We start from the raw sequence: 12,489 nt of genomic DNA, 5'->3' as shown, positions 1-12,489 counted from the left end.
GGGCCGCGGCGTCTTGGCGGCCTCAGCCAGGACTCAGCACGCGCACATGTGGTCCCGGAAAGCGGCCTTGGTGCGCGGTCCGGCGATCCCGTCGACCACGAGGCGATAGCCCCCGCGGTCGTTCAGGTAGCGCTGCAGCGCCCTGATGGTGTCGGGGCCGAGGATGCCGTCCTCTGCCCCGGCCCTGAAGCCCCGGTGGTTGAGGTAGCCCTGCGACGCCCTCCAGCTCTGGGTGCCGAGCAGCCCGTCAACCTTGCCGGGGTTGAAGCCGTACTTGAGCATCAGGCGCTGCCATTCCCTGGCCTGCGCCCTGCTCAGCCCCAGGTTGTTCACCGCGAGCGGTGTGACGGCCCCGGCGCTCGCCGCGTGCTGCCGCACCGGTTCGGGCGCCGCCGTGGCGGTGCCGGCAGCGGCCAGACCGCCGACGGCGATTCCGATCGCGGTGGTCACGCTCACGAGCGCCCTGGTCGAACCTCGCATGTGTTTCCCCTCCCCTGCATTCGCGGTGCTGTCGGCAACGAGCATGCGAGACACCCGGCGGGAGCCTCCACAGGTGCCGCCGAAGTGACGCCGACACGGGACGTCCCACCCTCTGACCTGCGGAGACGCCGACCAAGAAGTCGGTGTCCCGGGACGGCCTCGGCGGGCGGTGGCCGATATGCACGGGTGCGGGAACCGCTTGCGGGTGTAGGGCGTGGTCGCTGAGGCAGAATGAGACGGGGGAACGGGGACCGGACCGGCGAGCCCGAACGCGAGTGGGGGAACATGTCGCGTTGGAAAGAGCTGCCCGCGGAACTGCATCCGCACGTCCGCCAGTTGGTGGTGCGATTACGCGGGCTGAAGGACCACGGCGGACTGACCGTGCGGCAACTGGCCGCGAAGACCGGGTACAGCGCGAAGTCCTGGGAGCGGTACCTGAACGGCAGGTCCCTGCCGCCCCGCGAGGCCGTCGAGTCGATGGCCCGGATCGCCGGTGAGGATCCGGCCCGGACACTGGCACTGCACGAGGTGGCCTCGGAGCACTGGGGGAGGACGAGGGGGACCGCGCCCGCCGAGCCCGGGACCGCGGAACCGGAGGCCTCCGAGGACGAGCGGCGCCGGGGACGGCCGCGGCGCGTCGCGGTCGTGGCCGGGGCGGCGGCCCTGGTGCTGGCCGTGTCCGCGGCCGTCCTGCTGGCCGTGCGCCTCACCGACCGCTCCGGCGGCCCGGAGCGCGGCGGCAGCGCAGCGGCGGCCACCGCCGCCACGTCCACCCGGTCGGCGTCCCGCTCCCCCACGGCGTACACCTGCCGCGTGGAGCGGACCGACGGACGCTGGTACGCGGGCAACAGCCGCAGCGAGGACGCCATCGTGGCGTACGGCGAGGCCGGGCCGGAGGTGGCGGAGGTGCAGTGTCTGCTGGAACGGGCGGGACTCTCGCCGGGTGAGATCGACGGGATCTTCGGGCCGTTGACGCAGCGCGCGGTCAAGCGCGTCCAGAAGCGGGGCGGACTGGTCGTGGACGGCATAGTCGGCCCGCACACCTGGAAGGCCCTGCGCGGGACCCCGCCGTGACGCCGGCGCACACCAGGCTGGTCACGGCACTGCGGGAGCTGCGGACGCGTACGGGGTTGAGCCTGGCGGCGCTGGCGGAGCGCACGGCGTACAGCAAGTCGTCGTGGGAGCGCTACCTCAACGGCAAGACGCTGCCGCCGCGTCAGGCGGTGCGTGACCTGTGCCGGCTCGCCCGGGAACCGGAGGGACGGGTGCTGGCACTGTGGGAGATCGCGGAGTCGGCGTGGAGCGGGCGCGCGGCGCCACCGGCCCCCGCACCTGCCGAGCCAGATCCGCAGCCGCAGCCCCCACCGCCGACGACGACGCAACCGGGGGCCAGGGGAAGGCTCCTGGCCGTGCTCGTCGCCGTCTGCGCCGTGACCGTGGTCGGCGTCGCCTCGGCACTCCTCCTGCTCCCCGACCGGGAGCGAGCAGCCCCCCGGGCGTCCGCCGCCACGGCCCCCGGACCTCGTTGCCACGGCACCACCTGCGAGGGCCAGGACCCGATGCACATGCTCTGCGGCGGCGGCCCCGACACCCTCTCCACCCACCGCACCGCCACCGGGGCCCGGCTGGAGCTGCGCTACAGCGAGAAGTGCGGCGCCGGCTGGGCCCGCATGTGGGGGACGCGCGTCGGCGACCGGCTGGAGGTGACGGCCGGTGGTCCGACCCGCCGGGCCGAGATCGCGGACGCGGTGGACGCGGAGTCGTACGTCTACACCGTCATGACCGAGGTGCGTCCCGGAGCCGTCCTGCGGGCCTGCTTCCGGCCCGCGGCCGCCGACGCCGACGGCGGGCGGGAGTGTGTCGAGGCGCGCGTGGGCGGGGCCACGGCCACCGCCCGGCCGCCGTCACGTCGGTAGCGTCAGCCCTTCCGGCACGTCGAGGCCCAGTTCGCGGGTGAGGACCCGGCGGACGTCCGCCTCGTCCGCCAGTTTCCGCTCGGTGACCGTGCCGTCGTCGCGGGTCTCGGTGACACGGTCGCCGTCGAGCAGCAGGTGCCCGGCCGGGGTCAGGCGCTGGGCGAAGGGGCGCCGGGAGAACGGGGAGCGCGGGTTGGTGGCGACGTGCCAGTTGATCATCTCGAAGTCGGACGGTTCGAACGGCTCCACGGTGAAGGCGTACTGGCTCACCCAGCCGTCCGGGCCGTGCGCCTGAAGCACCCACATCTCCAGCGGCCCCCGATGCGGCGCGTGCACCAGCCGGTGCCGGCGCCCGGCGCCGTGGAACTCGGCGTCCGCCAGCAGCGGCACCGGCTCCAGCAGGGAGCCGATGGCGCCGAAGCCGACGTCGGCCAGGTACGGCCGGGGGTCGCCGGGCACCTCGACCAGGAGGGCCATGTGGGTGCGCGGCCGGTCCTCGAACCGCTCGGCGCCGATGACGACCCGCGCGGCCAGCCGCGTCAGCCGGAACCCGAGCACCTCCAGGGCCGCCGCGAACAGGGTGTTGTGCTCGTAGCAGTAGCCGCCGCGCCGGCGGCCGTGGACCAGCTTGGCCGTGAGGTCGGCGAGGTCCAGGGAAGGGGCGGTGCCGCCGAGGGCGTCGAGGTTCTCGAACCCGATGGCCCGAACGTGGGCGAGGTGGACGCCGCGGAGCGTCTCGGCGTCCGCCCGCCGCGGCCCGTCCCAGCCGATCCGGCCGAAGTACGCGTCGAGGTCGAGGGGCGGCGTCGTCCGTGCGGTCTCAGACATGGCTTCACCGTACGTGCGGACGCGCCGCCCGTCCTCGGCTCTTCGGCCTGGTCCGGAGGGCCTACGACTCGTCCGACGCCGCCCGCAGCCCCTCCCCCAGTCTCCGCAGCCCCTCCGCGATCTCGTCCGGCGTCTGTGTGACGAAGCACAGCCGCAAGGTGGCGCGGTCGGGCTCGCCGGCGTGGAACGGGGCGCCGGGGACGTACGCCACGTCGTGCCGGACCACCTCGGGGAGCAGGGCCGTGGTGTCGTACCGCTCCGGCAGCCGCGCCCACACGAACATGCCGCCCTCGGGTCGGGTCCACTCCGACCCCGCCGGGAGCGCGTCCGCGAGACCGGCGAGCATGGCGTCCCGGCGGACGCCGTAGGCGGCGGCGACGCGCGCCACGTGGGCGTCCAGGTCGCGGTCGGCCAGGTAACGGGCGGCGGTGAGCTGGTTGACGGTCGGGGTGTGCAGGTCGACGGCCTGCTTGGCGACCGCGCAGGCCCGGCGCAGTCCGGCGGGCGCCCGCAGCCAGCCGAGGCGCAGGCCGGGCGCCATGACCTTGGAGAAGGAGCCCAGCAGCACGGTGCGGTCGCGGGCTCCGTCGTAGGAGGCGATCCACGGCACCCGTTCGCCCTCGAAGCGCAGTTCCCCGTACGGGTCGTCCTCGACGATCCACACCCCGCGCCGCGCGGCGGTCCGTGCGACGGCGGCCCGGCGGTCGGCGGGCAGGGTGCGGCCGGTGGGGTTGGAGAAGGTGGGCACGGTGTAGAGCAGCTTGGGCCGCTCGCGCACGACCAGTTCCTCCAGGGCGGCCGGGTCCATGCCGTGCTCGTCGCCCGGCACGGCGACGACCCGGGCGCCCGCGAAGCCGAAGACCTGGAGGGCGGCCAGGTAGCAGGGGTCCTCGACGAGGACGGTGTCGCCGGGTTCGAGCAGGGCGGTGGCGAGCAGGGACAGGGCCTGCTGCGAGCCGGTGGTGACGAGGAGGTCGTCGGCGTCGGTGGCCAGTCCGCGCGCGGTGGTGCGGGCGGCGAGGGCGGCGCGCAGGGCGGGCTCGCCCTCGGTGGCGGAGTACTGGAGTGCCCGCGCGGGCGTCTCGGTGAGAACGGCCCGGTAGGCGGCGGCGATGCCGTCCGCGTCGAACAGCTCCGGAGCGGGCAGCCCGCCCGCGAAGTTGATCACCTCGGGGCGGACGGTGACGGCGAGGATGTCCCGTACCGGCGAACCGCCGGTCGACCGGGCCCGCGCGGCGAGCGGCGGAAGGGGGGCGGCGGGGACGGGCACGTTCTCGGGGACTGTCTCGGTCACGGTCATGCCCGCACCCTAGAGAAGTACGTGGCGTCTACAAGCGACTTTCCGCGATCCGGACGCCGCCCGGCGCTCAGCCCTTCGTGCCCACCCCTCCGTACACGTTGATGTCGGCGTCCGTGACGTCGTTGATGTCCTTGTACCGGACCTTCTCGATGGCCTCCAGGCTCGCCAGGTAGGACTCCTCCGGCTGCTCGGGCACGGGGGCCGCGTGGTCCGGGCGCCAGTGGTGCACCGGGACGACGGTGCCCGGCTCGGCGAGGTCCAGCCCGGCCTCGGCGAAGAAGCGCTCGACGTCCTTGCGGGAGCGCAGCACGAAGGTGAACCCCCGCTCGGTGTAGGTCCGCTGGACGGCGCGGATGTTCTCCGGGTTGAGGTCCTCGGTGAGGTGGCTGAGGACGAGGCGGCTGCCGGCGGGCAGCGCGTCCATCAGCTCGCGGACGATCGGGTACGCCTCCTCGTCCTCGACGAAGTGCAGGACGGCGACCAGGCAGAGCGCGACGGGACGGCTGAAGTCCAGGGTCCGGGCTGCCTGTTCGAGGATGCGCGCCGGACTCTTCAGGTCGGCGTCGATGTAGTCCGTGCGCCCCTCGGGGCCGCTGGTGAGCAGGGCGCGGGCGTGGGCGAGGACGACCGGGTCGTTGTCGACGTAGACCACCCGGGACTCGGGGGCGATGCGCTGGGCGATCTGGTGCACGTTCTCCGCGGTCGGCAGGCCGGTGCCGACGTCGAGGAACTGGCGGATGCCGTCCTCCTCGGCCAGCGCGGTGACGGCGCGGCGCAGGAAGTCCCGGTTGTGCCGTACGTCGAGGTAGCCGCGCGGGTTGGCGGCGAGCCCGGCGGCGGCCGCGTCGCGGTCGGCGGGGTAGTGGTCCTTGCCGCCGAGGAAGACGTCGTAGACGCGGGCCGGGTGCGCCTTGCTGCTGTCGATCCTCCTTCTCAGTTCCGCGGGGTCCTGGCTGAGGGCGTCACCGGGCATGGGCGTCTCCTGACGGGGGAACCGTTGTGTGGTCAACAACCTAACGCCCCGGCCCAGTTGGCCGCGCCCGGTCCCCCGTTCGCTCCGGTTCAGTCGTCCTCGACCAGCTCCCAGTGGTCGCTGCCCAGCGGGTAGGCGTAGTAGGAGCCGTCCTTGGAGGCGCTGGTGCGGAACGGCTTGCCGTGGTCGTCGACGCGCAGGATGCCCTCCCGGCCGCCGCTCGACCACTCCAGCTCCAGGTACCAGCTGACGTCGTGGCCGCTGGTGTGCGCGTTGACGTGGAAGACCTCGGGGTCGGACTCGCTGACGGAGTACGGGAAGTCCCGCTGGCCCCCGATCGGCATCGCCAGGGGATCGCCCATGTCCAGCGCGACGTCGAAGGCCTTCACGCTCACCTCGCCGCCGCAGCCGTTGCCCATCACGTACTGGTTCCAGTCCAGCGGCGCCTCGCTGCGCACCACGCGTACGTGCAGGGCCTCCAGGACGACGGTCTCCGGGCCGGTGCCCTGCACGGTGAGGACGGCGGTCTGCCGGTTCGCGGAGACCGCGCCGTAGGCGGTGGCCCAGCCGACCGCGTCCTGCTGGGCGGGCGGCTTCAGCACGTTCTTCGGGCTGCGGTCGACGAGGAAGGCGTGGTCGCAGGGGGAGTCCCAGTGGTACGGGGTGGTCGAGACGGTGAGCATCGGGCCGTCGGCGGGCGGGCGGCGGCTCGGGGACGCGGCGGGACCGGCGCCCGTCGCGGACGCCGAGGGGGTCGCGGACCCGGACGTGGACGGGGACATTGACGTTGACGCGGAGGCGCTGCCGCCGGGGGCCGGAGGCGGGGTCGCGCTCCCGGACGCCGACAGGGAGTGCGGCACCGTACCGGCGGCCCCGGCGGGACCGCGCCGCCCGTCGTCGCCCGAGCCCGACACGAGGTTCGCCACGAGCGCGACGGCGACACTGACGGCGACGACGCCGGAGGCGGCGTAGAGGGCGGCGCGGGGGACACGGCGGCGGGGGGCGGGCGGCGCGGGCTCCGGCTGCGGGGGCCGGGGCGGGGCGGGTTCGGACGGCGCCGGTTCCGGGGGCTCGGGCGGTGCGTCCTCGACGGCGGCCGGGAGGCTCGGCTGCTCGGAGCCGCCGGTCCGCTCCTCGCCCTCGCTCCCGCTCTCACTCTCGCCCTTCTTCACACCCCGTAAAGCGTCCGCGCGGATCCAGCGGCGGTGGAGCTCCAGCAGTTCCTCGGGGGTGGCCCGGCACACGCGGGCGAGGCGTTCGACGGGAGCGAACTCGACGGGCACGACCTCCCCGCTGACGTACCGGTGGAGGGTCGACGCACTCATGTGCAGCCGCTTGCCCAGCGCCCCGTAGCTCAGCCCGGACCGCTCCTTGAGTTCCCTCAGCAGTCCCGCGAAGTCGTCCCCCGCCACCGTTTCTCCCTCTCCCGCATCCCCGTACCGCATCCCAGCGGGAGGTCATCCCCGCAGGTCAGAGCCGTTCTCGGCATTCCAGTGTCCCGCATGCCCCGGCAGCTGTGGCGACCGGGACGGCCCCGGCCCCAAGCTGTGGACATCCAAGCAGCCGCTCCCGGCGAACGGTCGAGCGGCTCACCTCAACTCCACCCGAAGGGGTCCACTCATGTCCACACGCACCGCCCGTCGCACCCGCCTGTTCGCCGCCACCACGGCCGCGCTGGCCGCACTCGCCCTGACGGCCTGCGAGAGCGGCGACACCTCCGACACGGGCGCCTCGGCCCCGTCCTCCGCCCCGGCCGGCGCGCAGGGCGAGCGGCCCGGCGGAGGGGACGAGTCGGGCAGCGGCACCGAGGTGAACGGCTCGAAGGGAACGAACGGCTCCGCCGGCACGAACGGCTCCTCGGGCGCGGACGACTCCTCCGACGAGCCGACCGAGGGTTCCACCGCCGGAGGGAGCGACGCCTCCGACGCCGACTCCGACCTGCCCGGCAAGTGCTCCGCCGCCGACGTGAAGATCACCGCGACGAAGGTGACCCGCCCCATCAACCACCTGCTGCTGACCGCCACCAACACCGGCTCGAAGACGTGCGTGCTGCCGCCGTACCCGGCGGCCCGCTTCGGCGAGGCCCAGGCGGTGCCGCCGGTCGCGGAGGCGACCAAGCCGCAGTCCCTGACCGGGGTCGAGCCCGGCAAGTCCGGCTACGCGGGCGTGGTGCTGTCGGCCGGCGACGGCAGCGGCGAGAACGGCTACGAGACGGACACCCTCACCGTCCCCTTCGAGGACGGCTCCATCGCCACCGTCGCCCTGCCCGCCGGCGGCGTGTACGTCGACAGCGCGCTGACGGTCACCTACTGGCAGACCGACATGGACGCCGCCCTCGGCCACTGAAGGGGTGCCCGCCCTCCCTGCGCGGAGCACCGGGCGAGGTCGCCGCTCAGCGGAGGGTGCGAGCGACCTCGGTGGCCCAGTAGGTCAGGATGTTGCGCGCACCGGCCCGCTTGATGCCGGTGAGGGCCTCCAGGACGGCGCGGTCGCGGTCGATCCAGCCCTTCTCGGCGGCGGCCTCGATCATCGAGTACTCGCCGGAGATCTGGTAGGCGGCGACGGGCACGTCCGTGGCCTCGGCGACCTTGGCGAGGATGTCGAGGTAGGGGCCGGCCGGCTTGACCATCACCATGTCGGCGCCCTCCTCGAGGTCGAGGGCCAGCTCCCGCAGGGACTCGCGCGCGTTGGCGGCGTCCTGCTGGTAGGTCTTCCGGTCGCCCTTCAGCGAGGAGCCGACGGCCTCCCGGAAGGGGCCGTAGAAGGCGGAGGCGTACTTGGCGGTGTACGCGAGGATCGCGACGTCCTCCCGCCCGATCTGGTCGAGGGCGTCTCGGACGACCCCGATCTGCCCGTCCATCATCCCGCTGGGCCCGACCACGTGGGCGCCCGCGTCAGCCTGGACCTGCGCCATCTCGGCGTACCGCTCCAGGGTGGCGTCGTTGTCCACCCGTCCCTCGGCGTCGAGCACCCCACAGTGCCCGTGGTCCGTGAACTCGTCGAGACACAGGTCGGACATGACGAGCAGCTCGTCCCCGACCTCGGCCCGCACGTCCCGCAGCGCGACCTGCAGAATCCCGTCGGGGTCGGTGCCCGCCGTCCCGGCGGCGTCCTTCTTCCCCTCCTCCGGCACGCCGAAGAGCATGATCCCGGAGACCCCGGCCTCGACCGCCTCCGCGGCGGCCTTCTTCAGCGTGTCCCGGGTGTGCTGCACGACCCCGGGCATCGCCGCGATCGGCACCGGCTCGCTCACGCCCTCGCGCACGAAGGCCGGGAGGATGAGGTCGGCGGGGTGCAGCCGGGTCTCGGCGACCATCCGACGCATGACAGGAGTGCTCCGCAGCCGCCTGGGCCGCGTACCGGGAAAGGATCCGTACGTCGACATACCACCTACGCTACGCCCGCCCCACCCGTGCCTTTGCCGACGACGAGTCGGCCCGGGGCGAGGACCCCCGCCCCTTGACCTCAACCAAGCTTCAGTTTCTACGGTCGTCGCCATGGACTACTCGCACAGCGACGCCGAACTGATCCAGCAGCCCGCCGGCTACTGGACCTGGGCCGCCTACAAGGCCGTCGTCACCCGCATCCGTACCGCCCTCGCCGAACTCGGCACGACCCAGCCCCAGTGGTGGGTGCTGGCCCAGGTGGCCCGCGCCCGCTCCCCCAAGACCCGTGCCGAGATCTCCGCCCTGCTGCGCGACTACCTCGACACGGGCCCGGAGTCGATGGAGTCGGAGATCGACGCGACCATCGCCAACGGCTGGACCACGCAGACCCCCGACGGCCACCTGACCCTCACCCCCGCGGGCAGGACGTTCTTCGACAAGGCCGCCGCCCTCCAGGACGACCTGTGGGCGGAACGCCACGCCGGCATCTCCGACGACGAGTACCTGACCACCATGAAGGTGCTCCAGCGCCTCATCCACAACACGGGCGGCAGGGCCTGGCACCACTGAACGGCCGCAGCGGCTCTGTCGGTGGCCTCCTCTACCTTGCACGTATGACGCACTGGATACACCGCGCCCTTCCGCATCACGAGGAGACCAACGTCGTCTTCTTCCGGGGACGTCCCTGGACGCGCTGACCCGTGGTCTCCTCCGTCGGCACCGCAGGCCGCTCGCCTACGGAAAGGGCGCCGACTGGAGCCTGCTGATGCACGACATGCTCAGCTGGGAGGAGTACGACTACGGCCTCGTCGGCTACGGCCCGCTGAGCGCCGGCGGAGCCGAGCTCGCGGTGTTCGTGACCGAACCCTGCATCGCCAAGGGGCACTGCCCGTCCTTCGAGTACTACCGCGACGGGCGTCTGATCACCGCCTTCAGTTTCGACGACCTCTTCGCCCACCCGTGGGGAGAGGAACCCGACCTGCTGTTGCCCGCGCTCACGGCCGCGCGCCTGGTCGGACCGGCGGCGGACCTCGACGGAAGCGACGTCGAGGTCCGGACGACGCGCGCCGTCACGGAATTCTTCGGGCTGCCCGACCTGGCCTACGACGAGATGGCCGCACCCGGGGGGACGGGCGGCCACGGCACGTCGGCCAGCAGCGGGAGCAGCGCCTTCTCCTCGTAGTCGAGGTGGGCGTTCAACTCGGCCGACATCGCCGCCAGTTCCGTACGGAAATGCTCCGGGTCGGTGATGTGGACCTCGGCCAGCAGCGCCGCCAGGTCACCCTGGACGCGTGCGACGGTCCGGTGTTCGTCCGCGAGCCGGTCGAAGACGTCGGTCAGGTGGGGGTGGTGCCGGGCGATCCCCGGGAACAGGTGCCCGTCCTCGCTCACGTGGTGGAACTCCAGCGCCTGGCAGAACGCCAGGCACCGCTGCCTGATCTGCAGTCCGAGCCCCGGCGGCGCGCCGGCCGGTCCCGGCGCCGCGAAGTACGCCTCGGTCTCCGCCCGCACCTGCCGCAACTGCGCCCGCAGCCAGGTGTGCACCTCCAGCAGCTTGCCGGCCAGGGTCCGCACCTCCCCCGGCCCCTGCCACCCCTCGGGCTCGGCCCGCTCCAGCACCACCACCGGCAGCCGCCGCGAGGTTCCCCGCTGATAGTCGCCGTAACCGGGCACGGCCCGCACGACGTGTGCGAACAGCTCGTCGCGCCGCGCTCCCTCGGCGGGTACGGCGAGCGCCTCGAAGTTCGACGTGCCCACCTCCACCCGTACGACGGGGTGGGCGAGCAGGTTGTGGTACCAGCCGGGGTGGCGCGGCCCGCCGAGGTTGGACCCGACCACGAGGAGCGACTCCCCGTGCCGGACGTAGCCGAGCGGCGTGGTCCGTGAGGCTCCCGACCGGGCACCCGTGGTGGTCAGCAGCAGCAGGTCCCCGCCTTCGAAGGGACCACCGACCTTGCCGCCGTTGGCGCGGAACTCGTCGATGACGGACTGGTGGAAAGACGTGGGCATACGATTCCGTGTCTCCATGACGGCGGGCCGCGGCGAGCGGCGCGGTGCCGGAAGGGCGAAGTGAAGAAAAGGGGAGGAGAGAAGAGAGGACGACGACGTGCGGAAGCGCTACGTCGTGTCAGGGCGCGGAGTGGTGACTCAACACGTACCCCTTGAATGCCAGGGCGCTCGCCCGATCGCCGGCCGGCCCACTGCTCTTTGACCGGCGCCACGCGGCACCAGCCTCATTACACGCACCCCGCCGCCGGCTGTCAACGCGGCGCAGTCCGAAAACACGGAATCCGCCCGGCCGCGGACGGGCTGCGGCATGGGGCGGATTCGGCTACGGGCACGGGTACGGGTATGGGTACGGCTGTGCCTACACCTGTGACTACGGCTGGGAGCGACCCTCGATCTTCGCCTGCTCGACCAGCTCGGCGTACGCGTCGGGCTCGTCCAGGTGGTCCTCGCTCAGCAGGAGCATCGACCAGGGCACCGGGCACGGCGGCGCGTGGTCGGGGTCCGGGCACAGGAGGGCGGCGACGCGTGCCTTGATCTTCTCGGCCTCCTCCTGGCTCGCGTACAGGCCCAGCCGCAGCTCGTAGACGCCTCGCTCTTCGGACACGGGCACTCGCTCCTGTTCGGGGAGGGACGGACGGGAGGAAGGGAGAGACGCGTCGCCCCCTCCCTCCGCTCCGTTCTACCAGACGCGCTTCGCGTCGCAGTGGCGCTTGTAGTGCCCCGACGGGACGGGCACGTTGCGCTTGGCGTCCTTGATGGCCTCTTCCTTGGACTTGCCGGAGCCGTCCGCCCTGTCGTACCCGACGACGTTGTTGTCGAATGGCAGCTCCCAGGCGAGCAACTTCTCAGTCGCGAGCAGCCGGGCCAGTCGCGCGCCACGGCGCGTGCGCCGACAGCGGCACCGAGAACTGGCGCAGCGGAAGGTGACGGGTGGAGACTCCCTGATTCGCGTCACCCAGCGTGTTCATACGTGCAAACGCTGTGAAGACGGCTGGCCCGTGCGGTCGATGGCTGTCCGTGGTGCGTCCGGTTCTGTCCGGGCTGCCCGGGGTGACCGGTCGCGAAGGTCGGAGGTTGGTCCGAGGAAGGGCGCGCGGCGGGAGGGCGGCGGCATGAGCGAGTGGGAAGCGGGGCTGGACGACGAAGAGGCCGGGGCGGTGATGCGCACGGTCGTACGGCAACTGAAGCTGTGGCGCGAGTCGGCCGGCCTCACCCAGGCCGAGTTCGGCGCGGCCATCGGATACGGGGAGGAACTGGTCTCCTCGGTGGAGCGGGGGCGGCGGATTCCTCGGCCGGAGTATCTGGACGCGGCGGACGAAGCATTGGACGCGGGCGGGAAGATCCCGGCGCTCAAACAGGACCTGATGGAGGTCCGGTACCCGAAGAAGGTGCGGGACTTGAAGAAGCTGGAGGCGGGTGCTGTCGAGCTGTGCGCGTACCGGCACGACTGTCGGTCACGTCGCGGTGGCGCACATCAGCCGCGTGATCGCGGAGCCGAAAGAGGTGCAGCTCATGGACATCCAGTATGGAATTATCCGGGCACAGGCTCTCTGCCCACGGGAGTCGAAAGCCCTCATCGAGAAAGTGCTTGCTTGG

14 protein-coding genes and 2 pseudogenes are annotated in these 12,489 nt (G+C 72.7%); 6 read left to right on the top strand and 10 right to left on the bottom strand.

Going from position 1 to position 12,489, the window contains the following annotated elements; genetic code table 11:
- Nucleotides 1–33: 33 nt before the first annotated feature.
- Nucleotides 34–456 carry a peptidoglycan-binding domain-containing protein gene (locus M6G08_RS10630; RefSeq protein WP_272586919.1) on the bottom strand — a complete coding sequence of 141 codons (423 nt, stop codon included), beginning with the start codon at nucleotides 454–456 and terminating at the stop codon, nucleotides 34–36.
- Nucleotides 457–765: 309 nt separating this feature from the next.
- On the opposite strand from M6G08_RS10630, the gene M6G08_RS10625 reads away from it, so the two are divergent.
- Together M6G08_RS10625 and M6G08_RS10620 are read left to right on the top strand one after the other, a co-directional pair.
- On the top strand, nucleotides 766–1,554 hold the full coding sequence (locus M6G08_RS10625) for a peptidoglycan-binding protein (RefSeq protein ID WP_272586918.1): 789 nt from the start codon (nucleotides 766–768) through the stop codon (nucleotides 1,552–1,554).
- Complete coding sequence (locus M6G08_RS10620) at nucleotides 1,551–2,396, top strand: helix-turn-helix domain-containing protein (protein WP_272586917.1); 846 nt, start codon at nucleotides 1,551–1,553, stop codon at nucleotides 2,394–2,396. Before M6G08_RS10625 ends, M6G08_RS10620 begins: the two co-directional genes overlap by 4 nt.
- Here M6G08_RS10620 and M6G08_RS10615 read toward each other — a convergent pair.
- The 4 genes from M6G08_RS10615 to M6G08_RS10600 form a co-directional block, all read right to left on the bottom strand.
- Nucleotides 2,385–3,224 carry an arylamine N-acetyltransferase family protein gene (locus tag M6G08_RS10615; protein ID WP_272586916.1) on the bottom strand — a complete coding sequence of 280 codons (840 nt, stop codon included), beginning with the start codon at nucleotides 3,222–3,224 and terminating at the stop codon, nucleotides 2,385–2,387. The two genes, M6G08_RS10620 and M6G08_RS10615, sit on opposite strands and share 12 nt — an antisense overlap.
- Nucleotides 3,225–3,285: 61 nt before the next feature.
- Nucleotides 3,286–4,524 (bottom strand): aminotransferase-like domain-containing protein, encoded by a 1,239-nt coding sequence (locus M6G08_RS10610; protein ID WP_272586915.1) that lies wholly within the window; start codon nucleotides 4,522–4,524, stop codon nucleotides 3,286–3,288.
- Between the two features lie 67 nt (nucleotides 4,525–4,591).
- Complete coding sequence (locus tag M6G08_RS10605; RefSeq protein WP_272586914.1) at nucleotides 4,592–5,497, bottom strand: SAM-dependent methyltransferase; 906 nt, start codon at nucleotides 5,495–5,497, stop codon at nucleotides 4,592–4,594.
- 89 nt (nucleotides 5,498–5,586) lie between these two features.
- Complete coding sequence (locus M6G08_RS10600; protein ID WP_272586913.1) at nucleotides 5,587–6,909, bottom strand: helix-turn-helix domain-containing protein; 1,323 nt, start codon at nucleotides 6,907–6,909, stop codon at nucleotides 5,587–5,589.
- Between the two features lie 208 nt (nucleotides 6,910–7,117).
- Here M6G08_RS10600 and M6G08_RS10595 point away from each other — a divergent pair, with 208 nt between their 5' ends.
- Nucleotides 7,118–7,843 carry a DUF4232 domain-containing protein gene (locus tag M6G08_RS10595; RefSeq protein ID WP_272586912.1) on the top strand — a complete coding sequence of 242 codons (726 nt, stop codon included), beginning with the start codon at nucleotides 7,118–7,120 and terminating at the stop codon, nucleotides 7,841–7,843.
- A 46-nt stretch (nucleotides 7,844–7,889) separates the two neighbouring features.
- On the opposite strand, the gene hemB is transcribed toward M6G08_RS10595, so the two are convergent.
- Nucleotides 7,890–8,882, bottom strand: coding sequence for a porphobilinogen synthase (hemB, locus tag M6G08_RS10590; RefSeq protein WP_272586911.1), 993 nt, complete (start codon nucleotides 8,880–8,882; stop codon nucleotides 7,890–7,892).
- Between the two features lie 112 nt (nucleotides 8,883–8,994).
- On the opposite strand from hemB, the gene M6G08_RS10585 reads away from it, so the two are divergent.
- Both M6G08_RS10585 and M6G08_RS10580 read left to right on the top strand, forming a co-directional pair.
- Complete coding sequence (locus tag M6G08_RS10585) at nucleotides 8,995–9,453, top strand: MarR family winged helix-turn-helix transcriptional regulator (RefSeq protein ID WP_272586910.1); 459 nt, start codon at nucleotides 8,995–8,997, stop codon at nucleotides 9,451–9,453.
- A 196-nt stretch (nucleotides 9,454–9,649) separates the two neighbouring features.
- Nucleotides 9,650–10,066 (top strand): hypothetical protein, encoded by a 417-nt coding sequence (locus M6G08_RS10580; RefSeq protein WP_272586909.1) that lies wholly within the window; start codon nucleotides 9,650–9,652, stop codon nucleotides 10,064–10,066.
- Here the strand turns inward: M6G08_RS10580 and M6G08_RS10575 are convergent.
- From M6G08_RS10575 to M6G08_RS10560, 4 genes and pseudogenes are all read right to left on the bottom strand, one after another.
- A complete protein-coding gene (locus M6G08_RS10575) occupies nucleotides 9,985–10,893 on the bottom strand; it encodes a nitroreductase/quinone reductase family protein (protein ID WP_272586908.1) in 909 nt (302 codons plus the stop codon). The two genes, M6G08_RS10580 and M6G08_RS10575, sit on opposite strands and share 82 nt — an antisense overlap.
- Before the next feature lie 370 nt (nucleotides 10,894–11,263).
- Nucleotides 11,264–11,497 carry an SPOR domain-containing protein gene (locus tag M6G08_RS10570; protein WP_073725572.1) on the bottom strand — a complete coding sequence of 78 codons (234 nt, stop codon included), beginning with the start codon at nucleotides 11,495–11,497 and terminating at the stop codon, nucleotides 11,264–11,266.
- 75 nt (nucleotides 11,498–11,572) lie between these two features.
- Entirely contained in the window at nucleotides 11,573–11,734 is a 162-nt protein-coding gene (locus tag M6G08_RS10565; protein WP_272591525.1) for a hypothetical protein, read from the bottom strand.
- Nucleotides 11,708–11,861 (bottom strand): annotated as a pseudogene (locus M6G08_RS10560) (ATP-binding protein); the annotation flags it as partial. The gene M6G08_RS10565 and the pseudogene M6G08_RS10560, both read right to left, overlap by 27 nt.
- Nucleotides 11,862–12,005: 144 nt before the next feature.
- On the opposite strand from M6G08_RS10560, the pseudogene M6G08_RS10555 reads away from it, so the two are divergent.
- Nucleotides 12,006–12,483 (top strand): annotated as a pseudogene (locus tag M6G08_RS10555) (helix-turn-helix domain-containing protein); the annotation flags it as partial.
- Nucleotides 12,484–12,489 lie beyond the last annotated feature (6 nt).

Source organism: Streptomyces sp. M92, from assembly GCF_028473745.1.
Lineage (GTDB): Bacteria > Actinomycetota > Actinomycetes > Streptomycetales > Streptomycetaceae > Streptomyces.
This window is presented reverse-complemented; position numbering and strand designations above follow the sequence as displayed.